Genomic DNA, 19,199 nt, shown 5'->3' with positions numbered 1-19,199 from the left:
TTTGGTTTACTTCATCACCAGGTCGTTTTTTAGGTGTAATAGAGGAAAGATACAACGAAAGGCTGCTTAAGATGCATGGAAAGAAGAAAACCTACATAATGGTGCACAAAATGTCGGATAGCTCAATTTAAATCCTGCTATTCTGATCATAAAGGAGGTCATATAAATGAATTTGCTTAAGAATATGAATGGAGCTTTACAATATATCGAAGAGAACCTAACTAACGATGTGGATTTTAGAGAAGTAGCAAGGCGGGCTTTTTGTTCTGAATATCACTTTAAAAGAATGTTTTCTTTCCTAGCGGGCATTACTTTGTCAGAGTACATTCGCCGAAGACGCCTTACTCTTGCAGCATTCGAACTTAAAAATAGTAACATGAAAGTGATTGATGTTGCGATAAAATACCAATACAACTCACCAGATTCTTTCACAAGAGCTTTTCAAAATCTACATGGGATAACGCCTTCAGAAGCTAAAAAGAATGGCCATTTACTTAAAGCCTATCCACGAATGACCTTCGAGTTATCAATTAAAGGAGGAAATGAAATGAACTATCGAATTGAAGAAAAAGAGGCATTTTGTATAGTAGGTATTAAAGAGAGAGTCCCTATCATTTTTCACGGAGTAAATCCACATATTGCTGCTATGTGGGAAAGTTTAAATGATGAAACGATAAATAAACTCAAAAAACTTTCTAATGTTAAACCATTAGGACTGCTTAGCGCATCTGTGAATTTTTCTGAGGGACGAATGGAAGAAAAAGGGGAGCTTGACCATTATATTGGTGTGGCAACAACTAAGGAATGTCCAGATAATCTGACACAACTTGAAGTACCTGCTTTAACATGGGCGGTATTCGAAGCAGTTGGGCCATTCCCAGATACATTACAAGATGTATGGGGACGAATTTATTCTGAATGGTTTCCATCCTCAAATTATGAACAAGTAGAAGGACCAGAAATTTTATGGAATGAACATAAAGATGTAACGTCACCAACTTTTAAAAGTGAGATATGGATACCTGTGTTAAAAAATAATGATGGTAGAGAATTGTAATAAATATTTTTAATAGAGAGAAAGAGAAGGTTACAAATGTAACCTTCTCTTCTAATTTATAGATTTCTATAAGTAACATTAAAGTACTAAACATTAAAAAGATTTAATCATCTAATTTTTTACGATCTTCTGCTCTAGGTGGTTCTTCCATCCACTTATGATCAATCATACTTTTCCCAATACGACTATATATCCATAAACTATTCAACCCTGCCTTTTCACAGTGTACTGAAATATCGGCTCTCATGCTTGAAATGACAGAAGCATTATAGTAAGTTACGGCTACTCCAAAAAGGAACCCAGTTTGAAGAAGCATCAGTTTATCAGAAAAAGGAGAAACCGTGGAATTTGTAATCTCTGTCTCCAATGTTTGAGGGAGATGAAGATTGTCTTTGATTAATAATGACGAGAAGCCCTCGATATGCTTATTTTTTACTTGTAGGCTTTTTTCCAATAATGTACATACAGTGGGGTCTTTAGCGACTTGTTTGAAAGCGAGCATTATTGCCTTTGCAGTTATGGCTTTACTTAAATTAAAATAGATATGTCCGCTTTCAATGGAATTCATAGGTCTATGTTTACCCAAGATATTTGTGACATACTTGTAGTTTTTTATGATCTTAACTTTCTTTGGTGTTACATATGTAGGTGGTTGTTGATAAAGTTTTTTTGAGATAAGAAGATCTTTCGCTTTTTTATAAATCTCCATCGCATCAAGATTACATTGTTGATAAAATTCGACGATATCTTCCCGTATGGAAGCTGTAAACGATAAACTATATTCGTTAAGACCATGGGTAGTCATTATATGAAGGTATTTGAGACACAGAACGTCCGTAAATAGAGGAGGAGCTTTTAAGTCTACATCTTCTTCTGTAAATCCATTAGGAATTGGGAATTTTTCTTGCCTAAATAAGTTTTTTAAGGTTTCTATATGTTGAGATGAAATTTTTAAGGCTGATTGAAAGAGGTGATGTATTTCAGGATCCTGGATTGTTTGAACCATATATTTATTTACACATACAGATAAGGTTTCACGGATATAATGGGCCCATAAATTTGAGATTTCAGATGATGTTAAGTGGTTATTTTCTTGCAATTTATTTTTCCTCCGTATAAAAACTATTTTTTCATAGTTTGCCCTCCTTTTGAGCTTTCATACAGATTCGCTTTTTGGATAACCTTTCTGATTATCGCGGTTATCGTAACTAAAAGCATATAGGGTATATATCTAAAAAAGAAGAAACTTCTTAGGGGGAGGAGGAGGGGTTTTTAGATATTCATGTGATTAGTCGATGTCTCACAGCGTCTTTGAGTAGTTTATCTAGAATATGTATTCGTTACACGTTTTTATGAGACGATAAGCCTTATTTACTCATGAAAAAAGCACCCCTTATTTGGGCGTACTCTATCTATATAATAAAACATGATCTAATAAAAGTCTACAATTTTATAATTTTTTATATTATAGTTTGATTACTGAATTCAGTGGTACCCATGGGTAAATATAAAATTGAAAGGAAATTGTCTATGACACACAAGCATACCCCTGTTTTAATAGTTGGAGGAGGCCTCAGCGGGCTCACTTCTGCTCTCTTTTTAGCACGTCATAACATTGATTATTTACTCATTGAAAAGCATACTAGTACCGCTATACATCCAAAAGCTGGAGGAATTACGTTTCGCACGATGGAGTTATTTCGACAACTTGGATTAGAGTCAGCTATCCGTACTGCTAGTAAACCGTTAGAACATATTCGTGGAAGGATTGCTGTGGAAACACTCCAAAACATAGACCTAGCGGAGTTGAAAAAGGTAGAGAGTGTACAAAAGGCAACTGACGAAAAGATAGCTAAAAGGATTGAAAAAATTAGTCCTTCAAAGGCAGCATCGTGTTATCAAACAGAGATAGAGCCTATCCTTCTTCAAGCTATTGAACAAAGAAAAGGGCATATACGCTTTAATACTGAACTTATAGAATACCAACAGGATGATTTAGGGGTTACCGCGACTATAAGGGATCGAGAGACAGGAACAGAAGAAATAATTCAAAGTGATTATTTAGTCGCGGCGGATGGTGCTAAAAGCTCAATTCGTAAACATGCGAACATTCCAACGACGGGAAGAGGGGTAATAGGCGGCCATTATATGAATATCCATTTTCGAGCGAATCTAAGTCATTTTCTGAAAGGTAGTCAGTTTGGTTTCTACCAAATTCTAAATCCAGAAGCATTTGGTGCGCTAATTACAGTTAATAATTGTGATGAATGGATTTACCATGTAGCCTATGATCCTTCAAAGGGACAGTGCCCAGAGGATTTTTCTGAAGATGAGTGCTATAAGATTATAAAAAAAGCTATAGGGGTTTCAAATCTTGATATTGCTATTTTGAGTATTTTACCTTGGGCAGCTGTGGAAAAGACAGCTACTTGTTTTTGGGATAAGCGAGTCTTTCTAGTTGGAGATGCGGCTCATCTTATGCCACCTACCGGAGGATTTGGTTCGAACACAGGGATTCAAGATGCCCATAACTTAGCTTGGAAATTGGCAGCAGTCATCCGAAAACAAGCGCATCCAAGATTGCTCCAAACTTATCATGACGAAAGACATCATGTTGTAAAAGAAACAACGAAATATGCCAGTGATTTGTTATTTAGGGCTATGAATAAAGGGGTAAGCAATCTTAATAATATGGATCATCTTGCAATTACAGTAGGATATAAATATAGCTCAGGAGCCATCATTGAGGAAAAACTCAATACACATAGAATGGATCGATTAGAGTTAGAAGGACAACCAGGTACACGTGCTCCACATATGTGGTTGAAGTATCAAGATAAGTATATAACTACCTTAGATTTAATAGGTGAAAATTTTGTCCTATTAACGGGGGAAGATAATAGATGCTGGCGCACTGCTGCTGAGGATGTAGCTTCTCACCTAGGCATTTTTATCAATGTTTATGGCATTGGTTCAGAGAGTGATTTGGTTGAGTGTGAGGGTAATTGGGAAGCAGTATACAATGTTTCCTCTCAAGGTGCTGTATTAATAAGACCAGATGGTTTTGTAGCATGGCGTACAAAAGAGAGAATATTGAATCCTAACGTAATTCTTAAACAAGTTATGACTACAATCCTAGGACAAGAAAGTGAAACAATATAGGTCCTACACAAGAAGAAACTGATAAGCCTCCTCAGTATAGATTAGAAAAAGCAGGCAGTTTCCTAGGGATACTGCCTGCTTTTTACATCTTAAGTTAAAAGAAGCCATCATTCTGTTTTGAAGTATTCTATACTTATGCTCTCCTGCTTTGTTCTAACGCTTGATTTAAATCAATTATAAGAGCATCAATAGCTTCTGTACCAGTGGGTAGGCGAATTATATCAGGCCTTACACCAGAATCTCCAAGATTAGTTAAATGTGAAACCCGTTTTAAAAATTAATACATATTGGTTCTACATGCCACTTAGTTCATCATAGTGAAGATCGACAGGTGCTTTCTTAAAGAAACGCGTTGTACTAATCAGATAAACTATCCCTAACAAAGTCCAAATGCCTCCTATAAATAAAGAAAAAGGATTAAGACTTATCCAGAGAAAACCAGTAAAAACTAGGCCAAGGAAAGGGAATAGGAAATTCTCGAAAAAAGCGGGTTTCTTTTTCCTCTTAAAATATGCATATAAAACACAGATGTTAACAAAAGCGAAAGCCGAGAAAGCTCCAAAATTAACGAGTGCTGTTGCCTTTTCTAAATCTAAAAAAAGCGCAGTTGCTGCTAGTAATCCCACTATTAGAATATTAAAAAGGGGTGTTTTAGAACGAGGGTGCAAATAAGAGAATACTTGCTTAGGCAATGCCCCATCTCGCCCCATTGCATATAAAAATCTTGATGCTACTAACTGTGATGCTAATCCAGAAGCAATGCAAGATAATAAAGCTGCCCCTAAAAAGAAAGCAAGAAACAAGTTCCCACCTAAGTGAACGGCAATTTCGGGAGAAGCTGCTTCATAATTATTAAACTGACTAGCATTAGGAAAAAGAGATTGCATAAGATAGGTAACAACAACGAAAAAGACTAGTCCACCTATTGCTAGTAAGATAATAGCTTTTGGAATCGTTTTTTCTGGCCTAATTGTTTCATCACATAGATTTGTGATGGCATCAAAGCCTACAAAAGATAAAGTAAGGAGAGCTGCTCCAGGAAGTAGAGTAGGGAATTCATTAGGTGTTGGCAATAAATCATGAATAGGCATAGATTGAGCTGGTGTAGTTAATAAATCTTTGAGACACAGACCTATAAAAACAATTACAACAATGAATTGTAGGATAACAAGCCAAGTATTTAGGGTTGTCGCTATTTTAATTCCTACACAGTTCATTAAAGTAATAAAAGTAATTAATGAAATGACCCACACCCACTTTGGAACATTTGGAAACCCTGATGATAAATAAACACTAGCTAGTAAAGCATTAATCATAGGTAAGGCTAAATAAGCGATAAAGGATACCCATCCAACCAGGATTGCGGCATAAGGGTGAATAATTCTCTTTGTATATAAATACACAGAACCTGATATTGGATACTTTTGCACAAGTTTCCGATAACTAAGAGCTGTAAATAAAATGGAGATAAACACAATAAAATAAGCAAGGGGGACAAGCCCATTTGTAACATGTGAGACAATACCAAAAGTGTCAAATACGGCAAAAGGAGCCATATAAGCAAAGCCAATTGCTACTACATGTTTCATCCTCAATTGACGCTCTGGAGCTACTTGTTTAGTTGAATTATTCATCCAAGGATAACCTCTCTAATCTAAATTTACCCAAACGCTTTTAACTTCTGTATAATTTTCTAATGCATACGATCCCATTTCTCTCCCATATCCTGATTGTTTATATCCTCCAAAAGGAACAGCTGCATTCGTAAGATTATAACAGTTGACCCATACGGTTCCGGCCTTTAATTTACTTGCTAATTGGTGGGCGTTTTTTACATTTTCTGTCCATATTCCAGCTGCTAATCCGTAAATGGAGTTATTAGCTTTATACACAACATCCTCTAGTGTATCATAAGGAATAACGACAACAACAGGACCAAATATCTCTTCTTTCGCAATCGTCATCTCATCATCTACATTAGTAAAAACAGTAGGAGTGATAAAGCAACCTTTGTCTAACTTTTGTCCACCAGCTAATAATGTTGCGCCTTCATTAACTCCTTTCTCGATGTAGGAAAGAACTGTATCTTGTTGTTTTTTCGATACTAAAGGTCCCATCTCTGTATCTTCTTCTAAACCATTTCCTAATTTCACATTCTCAGCATAATGTTTTAACTCTTGAACAACGAGGTCATAAGAATCTCTTTGAACGTAGACTCTAGACCCGGCACAACAAACTTGCCCTTGGTTAGCCATAATTCCGGAAAATACACCAGGTATAGCTTTCGTTAAGTCTGCATCAGGTAAGATAATGTTAGGAGACTTTCCTCCTAATTCTAATGTTACACGCTTTAGCGTTTGTGCGGCCTTCTGCATGATTGCTTTGCCGACGGCGGTAGAGCCTGTAAAAGCAATTTTATCGACATCAGGGTGCTGTACAAGTGCTTCGCCTGTGATAGAACCCTTTCCATTTATAATGTTTACAACTCCCTTTGGAAACCCAGCTTCTTCAATTAATTTAGCAAGATATAAAGCTGAAAGGGGAGTCTGCTCAGCGGGCTTTAATACGACGGTACATCCAGTAGCTAAAGCTGGTGCGATCTTCCAAATAGCCATCATAATAGGAAAGTTCCAAGGGATAATTTGTCCTACAACGCCAACTGGTTCATGCTGTGTATAAGTGAAATATTGAGGAGACATAGGAATCGTTTGACCACCCCATTTTATTGTCCATCCTGCATAATAACGAAGCTGCTCAATAGCGTTTGGTAAGTCATTACCTAGCATTTCTGCGATAGGTTTCCCATTATCTAATGTATCGATCTCTGCTAAAATGCGAATATCTCTTTCCATTAAGTTTGCTAACTTATATAAATATTGACTACGAATTGAACCATCCATCCGAGCCCATTCTCCATGTTCGAATGCAGATCGAGCTGCATAAACAGCTCGATCTACATCTTCTTCCGTTGCCTCAGCAACCCGAGCGAGAAGTTCTCCGGTAGCTGGATTAAATGTTTCAAAAGTACCAGTCATAGGGGATGAGTACCATTCCCCATTAATAAAAAGAGTTTTAGGTTCTTCTAAGAAATCCAATGCTTCTTTTGTTATGTTCAACACAAGTGTTTCCTCCTTATAACCCAAGTCGTTTTGAATAAGCAGAGAGTGATTCATCTACAATCGAGATAATGGTCTCGATATCATCTTGTTGTGAGATAAGAGGGGGAGCAATAGCTATAATGTTCATCCCAGGTTCGAAATCAAATCCTCTTATAAGCAATCCACGTTTTTTACATTCTTCAACAATACTCATTGCGGCAGCTTCCTCTGGTGTAAATGTGATATTTTGCTCAGGATCTTTTATTAAATCAAATCCAGTTAACAATCCTCGTCCTCGACCATTATGAAAGAAGTGATATTTATCGTTGAGATAATCAAATCCTTTTAAAAGAAGTTTCCCCATTTGATCAGCTTGATCAATGAGGTTTTCCCTTTCAATAATTTCAAGATTTTTTAAGCCAACTGCGCATGCTGTAGGGTGACCACTATAGGTAAATCCGTGGGCAAGCATATCTGGTACTTCACATATAGCATCCATAATAGGTGTTCGCATCACAACCGCTCCAAGTTGAGCATATCCACTTGTAATTCCTTTTGCTACAGACATTAAGTCAGGAACAATGTCCCAATGATTTACACCGAAGGAACGACCAGTACGACCGAATCCACAAATGACTTCATCTGCAATAAGGAGAATATTTTGCTCATCACACAATTTACGGACAGCCTGTAAATAATCTTCTGGAGGGACGTGGACGCCACCAGCACCTTGAATGGGTTCTATAATAACAGCTGCTACATGATTAACGCCTTCTCGCTCAATAGTGCCACGAATGCTATTTTGATAAGAAGGATGATTAATATCACCAAGTTCACAAGAAGTTAAATGGGGTTCTGCATTTATAATGTCGGGATCTCCTGATCCTGAAAATGCACGATATACTTCAATACCTGTTGCTCTTTGAGCAGCAACCGTTACACCATGGTATCCTCTTTTTAATGAAATAATTTTCTTTTTGTTTGCTAATCCTTTTCTTTCCCAATAAAAACGAGCTAACTTAAAAGCTGTATCATTAGATTCAGAACCCCCGGATGTATAAAATACACTGTCTAAGTCACCCGGTGTCATAGAAGTAATTTTCTCAGCAAGTTTCACGGCCGGTTCATTTGAATATCCATAAAACATCGAGCTGTAAGCTAGCTTTTGCATTTGATCGAAGCTAACTTGTGCTAACTCTTTATTACCGTGTCCTACATTTACATTCCATAACATAGACACACCATCAATATATTTGTTGTTATCCATATCAAAGATATGAAGGCCTTCGCCTCGCTCAAAAATAATTGTAGGTCCATTATTTCGATTGAAAGCAGGGGACGTAGAAGGATGTAAAATATGTTGTTTATCTAATTCAGCTAGTGTATAAAGAGTTTGATTTTTCATCTATATCGCTCCTATTCATTAAATAGTTTTTGGGGTTTTTGCCCCAGATAACTGACACACAACATCTAGCAAAAGATTAGCGCCATTTACTAAGTCGTCATCTCTCGTAAATTCCTCTTCATTGTGACTAATGCCTCGATGGCTTGGAACAAATATCATCCCTGTTTTAGCTATTTCAGCCATATACTTGGCATCATGTCCAGGACCGCTAAACATTCTTTTAGTAGATAAATTTCTCTTCTCCGCACATTTGCTAATTGTCTCAATCACTTTTTCAGAAAAAGTAACGCTATCATTTTCCCATGAGGTATGAAAAGTTAGTTCTACATTGCATAAACCTGAGATTGTGCTCAATTGCTGTTTCATTACTTCAAGAGCTCTTTCTCTCTGTTCATCTTCTTCATGGCGAATATCAACAATAAATTCAACTTTTCCTGAAATAACATTAGGTACGTTAGGATAGACGTTTAATTGTCCAACTGTAGTTTTTAAACCTTCATATTCTTGTGCTAATTTATCTATGCTTTCTATCATCTTTGCTGCTGCTACAACTGCATCCTTACGGTTTTCCATTGGTGTCGGACCAGCGTGATTCATCTCGCCTTCCACTGTAATACTAATCCAACTAATTCCTTGAATTCCTTCTACAACTCCAATTTCTAATTGTTCTTCTTCAAGAATAGGGCCTTGTTCAATATGTAGTTCTATAAAGTATTCAGCTTTTTGTAACCTATTCTCTTTTAGTCCTTTATAACCAATATCTGAAAGGGCATCATGAAACTTTATTCCGTCTTTATCTTGGCGAGAATAAATGAAATCTTTCTCAAACACACCACATAACCCACCAGACCCTAGCATTGGTGGTTCAAATCTTGCTCCTTCTTCATTTGTGAAATTAATAATTTCAATTGGACAATCTGTTTGTACATTTGCCTCATTCAGAGAACGAACAACCTCCAGAGCTGCTAATACACCTAAAATTCCATCAAAACGTCCTCCACAAGGCTGAGTATCGAGATGTGATCCAATAACAACAGGCATTTGATGGTGATGTTTTCCTTCACGTCTACCATACATATTGCCAAAATCATCTACTCTAATAGATAATCCTTCTTTTTCAAACCAATTGATTAGTAGATTTCTCATTTGCTGATCATCTATTGATAAAGCTAAACGATGTAGGCCTCCATTAGGAGTTGCTCCAATTGCGGAACTTTCTTTTATAGACTGGAGCAGTCTTTTTTGATTAATATTTAAACCATTCATATTTGTTAAATCACCTCCGTACTGTAATTAGGTGCAAGTATCGTGCCAACATAAAAAGGTGATAATTAATTGAAATTTTCAAAATAATAATTTAAAATGAATCGATACTGATTCAAATATAAATCGATATCGACTCAGATAGGATTGGAGGGAAAGCTATGAGCCCCATCTTTTTAAGCTCAGAAATAAAAATGATGCTTGATCAATTAAAAGACGGTATTTACATAGCAAATAAAAGCGGAGTAACATTATGGATTAATCAAACAAGTGAAAAACAACTAGGTGTGAAGCGAAAAGATATTATTGGGAAAACAGCTGATGAACTAGAAGCACGAAATTTATTTACTCCTTCTGTAACAAAAATTGTACTAAAGAAAAGAAAAACAATATCGAAGGCTCAAACTTCAAAAGGAATCCAATATTTAGCTACAGGTAGTTTAATTGAAGTAGAGGAAACAGGAGAAGAATACGTAATTGTGCATGTTAAAGATATTTCTGAGATGGTTAAAAATGCTTTTAAACTTAAAAAAGCAGAAACTCTCATGAGTCAATACTGGAATGAACTACAGAAAATGAAAAGTGAGAAAAGGGACAAAACAGGAGAAAAGCGACTTATTGGAACAAGTGACGCTCATAATGAAGTGATGGATCTTTTAAGAAGAGTCGCCAATTTTGACGCTACTATCCTATTACAAGGAGAAACAGGAGTCGGAAAAAGCGTGTTCGCAAAAGAAGTCCATGTTCTAAGTGAACGAAGAAATCAACCATTTGTTCAAGTAAACTGTGGAGCTCTTCCAGCTAATTTAATTGAGTCAGAATTGTTTGGTTATAAGAAAGGAGCTTTTACAGGGGCTAACAGTAGAGGAAAAACAGGTTTAATAGAAGAAGCATCTGGTGGAACCTTATTTTTAGATGAAATTGGTGAATTCCCCATAGAACTACAACCTAAACTTCTTCAATTTCTTCAGGATAAGTCATTTCTTCCTATTGGTTCTACAGTTTTACAGCACTCCGATACAAGGATAATTACAGCAACAAACCAGGATTTACTACAGCTTGTAAAAGAAAAACGTTTTAGAGAAGATCTGTATTATCGGTTAAATGTCATTCCTATAGAGATTCTTTCTCTTAAAGAACGAAGAGAAGACATTCTCCCACTTGCGCATCACTTTCTTCAAACTTATAACTATAAATATCAAAGAAATGTCGTACTACCAAAAGAAGTTCAACCTTTTTTCTATCGTTATAACTGGCCCGGAAATATCCGTGAACTAGAAAATCTTATTGAAAGACTTGTTATTACAGTAAGGCAGGAAAAAATCTTAGAAAATGACTTGCCATACCACATGCTTAAACCTAACGATGAACCGGCTTCCTTAGGAGCAGAAGAAGAGGAGTTACAAGGAAAAAGCCTTTCTGAGTATTTAGATAGTATAGAGCGTAAGATGATTTTAAAAGCTTATTCCAAATATAAATCTACTCGTAAAATGGCAGAGAAGCTTGGCTTGACTCAATCTGCTGTTGTACGTCGAATGAAAAAATATAATATCTCATAACTTTTTATTTACTAATCTCTAAATATTAAATTGAAAATGATTTGGCACAAAACTTGCATTATAAATAACTGTCAGAAACTGAAAGGTTTAAGGGGGAATTTACAGTGAGTTTATCAATTACAAATAGTACACCTAAAAAAGACGGGTTTAGAATGCCTGGGGAGTTTGAACAACATGCAGGTACATGGATGTTATGGCCTGTTAGAACAGATACTTGGCGCAACGGAGCAAAACCCGCACAACAAGTCTTTGCTAAAGTAGTAAGTTCTATATCTGAGTTTGAACCTGTTACCGTAGGTGTGAACGCGGAACAGTACGAAAATGCAAGAGCTATGCTTCCTCATCATGTTCGAGTTGTAGAAATCTCTTCAAATGATGCTTGGATGAGAGATATTGGTCCTACATTTGTAAAGAATGAGGAGGGAGTGATAAGAGGAATAAACTGGGGATTTAATGCTTGGGGAGGACTTCAAGGAGGATTATACTTTCCATGGGATCTTGATTTAATGGTGAAAAAGAAAGTTCTTGAAATCGAAAATAAAGACTGTTATGAATGTACAGAATTTATCTTAGAAGGTGGATCTATTACGGTAGACGGAGAAGGAACTTTAATTACAACAGAGCAATGTTTATTAAACCAAAACCGCAACCCACATCTTTCTAAAAGTGAAATTGAAGATAAATTAAAGGAGTATTTAAACATTGAAAAAGTAATATGGCTTAAAGACGGACTGATAGGAGATGAAACAGATGGACATGTAGATGACTTAGCTTTTTTTGTTCGTCCAGGAGAAGTTGCTATCGGCTGGACTGAAGATGTTAATCATCCCCAATACCATGTTCATCAGGAAGCGTATAAGATACTAAGAGAAGCTACAGATGCGAAGGGAAGATCTCTAACCATTCATAAAATTGAATTACCTAATGAACTCATTCTTTCAAAGGAAGCAAGTGAGAATATCGATTTTGCATCATCTAGTTATAAACGGGAAGAAGGCATGCCTTTTGTTGCCACATATATTAATTGCTATCTTTGTAACGGAGCTGTAATTGTTCCTTCATTTGATGATCCAAGTGATGATAAAGCTCGAAAGAAATTTGAAGAAATCTATCCAGATCGAAAAGTCATCTTAATAGATACTCGTGAGCTTCCAATAGCTGGAGGAAATATTCATTGTATTACACAACAACAACCTGCATCTACGTCTCAGAAAAATGATTAAATAGTTCTTTTAAATGAAAATTGGAGTAAAAGTTAATTTATCATCTTGTCTATGTAAGACAAGATGACAAATTTCAACATAAAATATACCTATATGCTATTCTTAGGTTGGAAAATAGAAAAACAACCAGCTGTATTTCTCTTCAAATGCCTTAGTATTTCTTGATGTAAAGACACTTAATTAAGTGATTAGTCATAAGACAACATCCTGCCTATACTAACTAACGGTAGTTAATATAAGGTAGGGTGTTAAGTCTAGAATAAAAATAAATGATGATCTACTCCTATACACCTACTTATAAAATTTTATCCTGTAAAAACAAGTATATTCTAGCTTACTTATTAAAAAACTCTCATTTCTTCCCTAGTATATAGATAATTATCATAGTTTTTATAATCATTGTGATTCCATGTAGTTTTTACATAAAATGAGATTTATATAAATTTTAAGACATTATCGTATGAAGGAGGAGAGTGTTATGACAAAAGAAACATCTGAGCTGAAACCTTTGTTAAATACAAGACATATCGTTTTATTTGGTCTATCTTTTATGGCTCCTATTACTGTTTTTAGCACATATGGCATTGCTATTAATCAAACGAAAGGGATGGTGCCAACAGCTTATATTATTGCTTTAATGGTCATCTTATTCACTGCTTATAGTTACGCTAAAATGGTTAAAGTTTATCCTGCCATTGGTTCTGCTTATGTTTTTGTTCAGAAAGGGATCAATTCACATCTTGGTTTTCTAGTAGGATGGGTAATCTTGCTAGATTATATGTTTAGCCCTATGATTAGTTCCTTACTTTTTGGAACTATGCTGAATGCGTATTTTCCAAAAATTCCAATCGAGCTTTGTATTGTGTTTTTTGTGATAGTTGTGACGATAGTTAACATTTTGGGAATTAAAATTGCCACAAATGTAAATACCTTTCTTGTCTTTTTCCAAATCTCTTTCATTCTAATTTTTAGTTTCTTTTGTATACAGGGATTGATGTCAGGAAAGGGCACAGGGGAGCTATTTACTAGAGAACCTTTTTATAGTGCAAGTGTTGATTGGAGTAACATTCTATCTGTTGTTCCTCTCCTATGTTTTAGTTTTCTCGGATTTGATGCGGTTACTACGTTGGCTGAAGAGACTAAAGATCCTAAAAAAGCACTCCCAAAGGCTATTTTTGCTATTACATTAATAGGAGGGTTACTCTTTGTCATAGCAACTTATTTTGCACAAGCTATATTTCCAACGTTTAGCACGTTTCAAAATCCTGATACAGCTATAGTAGGTGTCATAAAATATGCTGGAGGTAATTTTCTGAATAGTCTGTTTGTTTCTGCTGTATTAACCTCTTCAGTCTCATCTGCTATAGCCTCAGGTACTAGTGGAGCGAGGATATTGTATGCGATGGGTAGAGATAATGTTCTTCCTAAAAAAGTTTTTGGTTATGTTTCTTTAACCTTTAAAACACCAATCTATAACTTATTAATAATTGCTTGTATTGCATTAAGTGCCATATTTCTAAGTATAGAAACAGCTACCTCTCTCATTAACTTTGGAGCTCTATTCTCTTTTATGTTTGTGAATATAGCTGTAATTGTTCACTATTTTATAAGAGAAAAGCAGAGGACTCCGAGAAGTATCATATTTAATTTACTCATTCCTTTAATAGGTGCTGTTATTATTTTATTGTTTATAACTAAGTTAAACATTTACTCTCTATTCTTAGGAGGGACTTGGCTGCTTGTTGGCTTTGTTTATTTATTATATTTAACAAAAATATTTAAAAAGCGTCCTCCAGAATTTGATTTGCAAAACAAAAATATAAGCTCTATGTAAAGTCTATATATAAGTAGTTTTTTATCATTTTATAAGGAAAGAGGTAATTTATATGGGTATGAAAAAAGCGGATATTGTGATTTCAAGTGATGCTCTATTTACAGGGCTTACGGAGAAACCAACTTCAGGTTCAATTGCGGTTTTAGACAATAAAATTATAGGTGTAGGGTCAAAAACTGAAATTGAACATCTTATTGGAAATGAGACTAGGATATTAAATTATGGAAACCAACTCATTATGCCTGGATTTCATGATTTTCATCTTCACATTATGTTTGGTTCATTAAGTATAAATAGCGTTAATCTATCTGAAGCTATGTCAGCTGAGGATGTAGCTAAAAAGGTCTGGGAATTTTCAAAAGAATGTGATGAAGGTGAATGGATTATAGGTATGCAATGGGATGCTGGTTATTGGGATGATAAACAAGAACCACATTACAAAATCCTTGATTCTATGATCCCAAATCAACCTGTTGTTCTCTTTCATGCTGAAGGTCATTATACATGGGTAAACAGTAAGGCTATGAGTTTAGCAGGAATTAACGAAGATATATGTGATCCAAGCTTTGGTCGCTTTGAAAGAGATGAAAATGGTTTACTCACAGGGATTTTATATGAACAAGCTCAACAGGTGATTTTAAAAGAAGCATTAAAATTAACGCAAAGCAAAAAAGAAGCTTTACTAAAAAAATTTTTAGAAATGACTGCTCAATTTGGGATTACCTCTGTTAACGATCTATACGCTCCAATAGATGATTTTATTCAAGATTACAGTCTCTATGAGAAACTTGATCAACAAGGACAATTAACAACTAGATTTCATATTACACCTGAATTAGATGGTGACTTAGAGAAAGCAAAGATTCTCCGTGATAAATATCAATCAAAAAATCTTCAATTCTCAGGTCTAAAGCAGTTTGTGGATGGAACAGTAACAGGACATACAGCTTATTTTCTAGAACCTTATTCTGATCAACCAGATTCTTATGGACACCCAGCTCTAGATGCAGAAATTTTAGTTAATAGGGTTATTGAGGCAGACAAACTCGGTTTTAGAATACGATTTCATGCTATTGGAGATGCTGCCATTCATTTAGCTTTAGATGCCTTTGAGCAGGCTATAGCAAAGAATGGGAAAAGAGATTCTAGGCATACAATAGAACATATCGAAGTCCTTGATCCTAATGATACGGAACGTTTCTCAAAGTTAGGGGTTATGGCTTCCATGCAACCAGATCATATGGCCGCTTCATCAAGAGATGTATATTCTGCCATTATCGGTCCTAAAAGGGAGAGAAATATTTTTCTCGCAAAAAATCTGCTAAGCTCTGGGGCTCATTTATGTTTGGGAACAGACTATCCCATTTCTATATCACTAAACCCTATGAGACAAATATATACGGCAGTTACACGAATTGATAATAGTGGAGATCCACATAATACATGGCTTCCTGAACAAAAGTTGACTATTGGTGAGGCACTACAAGCTTACACAGCAGGACCAGCACATGGAAGTTTTAGGGAACATGAGTTAGGCACAATTGAGGTAGGAAAATTTGCTGATATTATCGTTTTGGATAGGAATCTTTTTGAAGTGCCAACACATGAGATTCTTGAAACTAAAGTACAACTTACAATGAAAGATGGAAATATTGTCTATGAAAAGAAAGAAGTCTCGATTTCTGAACCATCTTCGTAATCAGGTGATTTATGATAGTTTCCTATAATGAAAGATAATATGCAAAGAATTAGATTTAGAGGGGGAACGTGTTTATAATTTTATACAATGACATTAGAAATTATGGAGGTTAACAATGACAAAGGATAAAATTAAAGCCGTTTCCTTAAAACTTTTTACTGAGTATGGATATGATGGAACAACCTTATCAGAAATTGCAAGGATAGTAGGGATACAGAAGCCATCAATATATAATCATTTTAAGAGTAAAGAAGATCTTTATTTATGCCTTTTTGAATCTATTCTTGGGGAGCATATCTATAACATTAATCAACTTATAAAAGAGATTCACGAATTATCTCCTAAAGAGAAATTAAAGTACATTCTTCTTGACACATGTAAATATTATAAACACCATGAAGATGAATCAGCTTTTTTAAAAAGAGCTATGATTTTTCCGCCAAAGCATCTAAAACATATTTTAAATGAGAGATTTCTTTCGTCTGAAGCTTCTTTTTCGTCTATTTTACATGCTATTTTTTTAGAAGGTATTGAAAAGAAAGAAATACGTTCAGGAAATATTGAAAACCTAATTATGTCTTATTTATGTTTAATTGACGGAATATTTATTGAATTCTCCTATTATGGTCCTGAAAAGATGGAATCAAGAATACAGAGTATATGGGATAATTTTTGGTTTGGTATAGGTGAATAAGATGATAAAGGTCTTTACTAGAATATAAAAATAATTGAATGTTGTAATATTTATAGTCTGAAAAATATGCTCTATCTCGTCTTTCATTTCATGAATGGATCCGTAAAATTTATTTGAAATATAATCATTTACTTTGTATAAAGTCAAGTTAATTACAGTTCTTTAGACCTTTTCACAAGTCATTTGAATTCACTTCGTAAATACACAAACTTTATTAAGGACATCAGCAATTCAGTTAATAAAGCCAGCCAAACGATTAATGAAAATTTTACATACTATTAAGCTTTTTAATTATCCATCAATAGAGGTGCCTTTCAATACTTCACATCTTTATTTTATAAGGCTTTTTCCACCATTATTAAGTTTGTAAACTTGATAAATTGTCAAAATACATTAGGAGGAGTAAAGTGCCTAACTGTTAAAAGTTTAGATGGGGAGGATGAATAGAATGTTAAGAAATGGATATGTAAAAGCGAATGAGGTAAATATTCATTACGTAACAGAAGGAGAAGGAGAACTCATGTTGTTTTTACATGGATTCCCTTATTTCTGGTACAACTGGCATCACCAATTAAAAGAATTTGCGGAAGATTATTGTGTAGTAGCTGTTGATATGAGAGGGTACAACTTATCTGATAAACCAGAAGAGATTTCATCCTATGAAATGGCTATTTTACTAGAAGATGTGAAAGGATTAATTAAAGCATTTGGAGAAAAAGAATGTATTTTAGTTGCACATGACTGGGGTGGAGCGGTTGCATGGGCCCTTTCTTACACGTATCCTGAATATGTAAAAAGATTGATTATGTTTGATGCGCCTCATCCTTATACATTTAAGAGAGAACTAGCAGAAAACCCAGCTCAGCGAAAAGCAAGCAGCTATATGGAATTCTTCCAGAAACCTCATTCTCATGAATACTTTTTAGCTAATAATTGTGAGAAAATGAGACAATTGCTAACTGAGCCAGGAATAAAAAAAGGGTATTTAACAAAGGAAGATGAAAAAAAATACGTGGAGGCTTGGACACAGCCTGAAGCAATGAAATCCATGCTTCATTACTATCGTGCTATTTTCCTTTATCCTTTTGAGGAAAGTACAAAAATACAGCCTAAGCTTCCCCATACAATGTTTGAATCTCCAACGCTTATTATTTGGGGAGATGCGGATTCGGCTTTTGAAAATAGCAATTTAGATGGGATAGACGAATATGTGCGTGATATAACCATTCATCGCTTAGAGGGTGTAGGACATGCGCCTCAACATGAGAAGCCGCAAGAAGTTAATCGTTTTATGAGAGACTTTTTAAAGAAAAATGAATGAGTAGATTACAGGCTGCTTTCTAAGATGAGAGCGGTCTTTTTATTTACTTTACTAGCAGAATTTACTTGTCTTTTATGATATAATTTATATAGGTAAACGTTTACATATAGTTAGGTGAAGATTCAGGAAAATAATTCTTTTGAGGAGCCGATGAAAGATGAGTCTAACTCATACATCTTTAATGACTAAAGAACAAACGATTTTTAACCATTCGGGAAACAAAATTAAATTAAAAGATAGAGAGATTGATATTATCGCCCGTTTAGAAGAGCCTCTTGTTCTAGTGTTAGGGAATGTCCTAAGTAATGAAGAATGTGACGAACTCATACAACTATCCAAAGATAAAATGAAACGTTCAAGAATTGGTGCTGCACGTGAAGTAAATAATATTAGAACAAGCAGCGGCATGTTTTTTGAAGAAAGCGAAAACGAACTTGTACATGCAATTGAAATGAGGATTTCTGATATAATGGGCCCATCTATTGAGCATGCTGAAGGCCTTCAAATTTTGAAATACTTACCTGATCAAGAATATAAAGCACATCATGATTATTTCGCTTCTACCAGCAAAGCATCTAAAAACAATCGCATTAGTACATTAATTATGTACTTAAACGATGTTGAAGAGGGTGGGGAAACTTATTTTCCTAAGCTAGGTTTCTCTGTATCTCCCAAAAAAGGAATGGCTTTGTATTTTGAATATTTTTATGAAAATACCGAACTTAATGAACTCACCCTTCACGGGGGAGCGCCTGTTGTTAAAGGAGAAAAATGGGTCGCTACTCAGTGGATGCGAAAACAAAAAGTTCGATAAAAAAATCACGCAGAGCGTGATTTTTTATTTTGCTTTCAATTCCTAAAAGAAAAATCTTAAGGTTTTCTTA

The 19,199-nt window shown here is 35.1% G+C and carries 14 protein-coding genes; 9 read left to right on the top strand and 5 right to left on the bottom strand.

Annotated elements, in window-relative coordinates; translation table 11 throughout:
- Window positions 1–166: 166 nt before the first annotated feature.
- Window positions 167–1,057, top strand: a complete 891-nt coding sequence (locus BM012_RS15420; RefSeq protein ID WP_061805670.1) for an AraC family transcriptional regulator — start codon at window positions 167–169, stop codon at window positions 1,055–1,057.
- A gap of 103 nt (window positions 1,058–1,160) precedes the next feature.
- Here the strand turns inward: BM012_RS15420 and BM012_RS15415 are convergent, their stop codons facing one another.
- Window positions 1,161–2,156, bottom strand: a complete 996-nt coding sequence (locus BM012_RS15415) for a DUF3231 family protein (protein ID WP_061805671.1) — start codon at window positions 2,154–2,156, stop codon at window positions 1,161–1,163.
- A 431-nt stretch (window positions 2,157–2,587) separates the two neighbouring features.
- On the opposite strand from BM012_RS15415, the gene BM012_RS15410 reads away from it, so the two are divergent.
- Complete coding sequence (locus BM012_RS15410; RefSeq protein WP_061805672.1) at window positions 2,588–4,219, top strand: FAD-dependent oxidoreductase; 1,632 nt, start codon at window positions 2,588–2,590, stop codon at window positions 4,217–4,219.
- Window positions 4,220–4,512: 293 nt separating this feature from the next.
- Here BM012_RS15410 and BM012_RS15405 read toward each other — a convergent pair whose 3' ends face one another.
- The 4 genes from BM012_RS15405 to BM012_RS15390 are packed head-to-tail and all read right to left on the bottom strand — an operon-like array spanning window position 4,513 to window position 9,988.
- Complete coding sequence (locus BM012_RS15405) at window positions 4,513–5,853, bottom strand: APC family permease (RefSeq protein ID WP_061805673.1); 1,341 nt, start codon at window positions 5,851–5,853, stop codon at window positions 4,513–4,515.
- 15 nt (window positions 5,854–5,868) lie between these two features.
- Entirely contained in the window at window positions 5,869–7,338 is a 1,470-nt protein-coding gene (locus tag BM012_RS15400; RefSeq protein WP_321170007.1) for an aldehyde dehydrogenase family protein, read from the bottom strand.
- Window positions 7,339–7,351: 13 nt separating this feature from the next.
- Complete coding sequence (locus tag BM012_RS15395; RefSeq protein WP_061805675.1) at window positions 7,352–8,722, bottom strand: aminotransferase family protein; 1,371 nt, start codon at window positions 8,720–8,722, stop codon at window positions 7,352–7,354.
- 18 nt (window positions 8,723–8,740) lie between these two features.
- Complete coding sequence (locus tag BM012_RS15390; RefSeq protein ID WP_061805676.1) at window positions 8,741–9,988, bottom strand: M20 family metallo-hydrolase; 1,248 nt, start codon at window positions 9,986–9,988, stop codon at window positions 8,741–8,743.
- 158 nt (window positions 9,989–10,146) lie between these two features.
- On the opposite strand from BM012_RS15390, the gene BM012_RS15385 reads away from it, so the two are divergent.
- The 7 genes from BM012_RS15385 to BM012_RS15355 all read left to right on the top strand — a co-directional run bounded on the left by BM012_RS15385 (window position 10,147) and on the right by BM012_RS15355 (window position 19,129).
- A complete protein-coding gene (locus tag BM012_RS15385) occupies window positions 10,147–11,544 on the top strand; it encodes a sigma-54 interaction domain-containing protein (protein WP_061805677.1) in 1,398 nt (465 codons plus the stop codon).
- 104 nt (window positions 11,545–11,648) lie between these two features.
- Complete coding sequence (gene aguA / locus BM012_RS15380) at window positions 11,649–12,767, top strand: agmatine deiminase (RefSeq protein ID WP_074842843.1); 1,119 nt, start codon at window positions 11,649–11,651, stop codon at window positions 12,765–12,767.
- Between the two features lie 478 nt (window positions 12,768–13,245).
- Complete coding sequence (locus tag BM012_RS15375; protein WP_061805678.1) at window positions 13,246–14,601, top strand: APC family permease; 1,356 nt, start codon at window positions 13,246–13,248, stop codon at window positions 14,599–14,601.
- A gap of 52 nt (window positions 14,602–14,653) precedes the next feature.
- A complete protein-coding gene (locus BM012_RS15370; protein ID WP_061805679.1) occupies window positions 14,654–16,300 on the top strand; it encodes an amidohydrolase in 1,647 nt (548 codons plus the stop codon).
- 115 nt (window positions 16,301–16,415) lie between these two features.
- The gene (locus tag BM012_RS15365; protein ID WP_061805680.1) at window positions 16,416–16,994 is read left to right on the top strand and encodes a TetR/AcrR family transcriptional regulator; all 579 of its coding nucleotides are present in this window, start codon (window positions 16,416–16,418) and stop codon (window positions 16,992–16,994) included.
- 448 nt (window positions 16,995–17,442) lie between these two features.
- Window positions 17,443–18,315, top strand: coding sequence for an alpha/beta fold hydrolase (locus BM012_RS15360; protein WP_235606194.1), 873 nt, complete (start codon window positions 17,443–17,445; stop codon window positions 18,313–18,315).
- Window positions 18,316–18,472: 157 nt separating this feature from the next.
- Window positions 18,473–19,129 (top strand): 2OG-Fe(II) oxygenase, encoded by a 657-nt coding sequence (locus tag BM012_RS15355; RefSeq protein WP_061805681.1) that lies wholly within the window; start codon window positions 18,473–18,475, stop codon window positions 19,127–19,129.
- Window positions 19,130–19,199 lie beyond the last annotated feature (70 nt).

Source organism: Priestia endophytica DSM 13796 (assembly GCF_900115845.1).
Classification (GTDB): Bacteria; Bacillota; Bacilli; order Bacillales; family Bacillaceae_H; genus Bacillus_I; species Bacillus_I endophytica.
The sequence above is the reverse complement of the archived record's forward strand: the minus strand, read 5'-3'. Positions and strand labels throughout refer to the sequence as shown.